Here is a 273-nt window from a genome sequence, read left to right as displayed (position 1 = left end):
CAATAGAATTGATTAAAGAAATTAATTCTTATGTAATGAAAAATACAGGAGGCATTTATAATACTGTTTTTGGCGAAGTGGATGCTAGTAAAGGGATGTTTAGAAAAGGAAACGTAACTGCTGGGGTTTCCTATTTTCCTAATTATGATAAAGTGGAAAGATTGACTAATGATCTGATTGGATTTATTAATGAAAAAATGAAAACAAATTTATCAGTTGATGAAAAGTTGAATTTATCGTTTGATGCTCATTTTAATCTTGTTAGTATTCATC

Annotated in this window: 1 pseudogene; it reads left to right on the top strand. The window is 28.2% G+C overall.

The annotated features are described in order from the left end of the window. Positions 1-35: 35 nt before the first annotated feature. Positions 36-273, top strand: a pseudogene (locus ACWA1B_RS22660) (Fic family protein); the annotation flags it as partial.

The organism is Flavobacterium xizangense (genome assembly GCF_054075145.1).
This window is presented reverse-complemented; position numbering and strand designations above follow the sequence as displayed.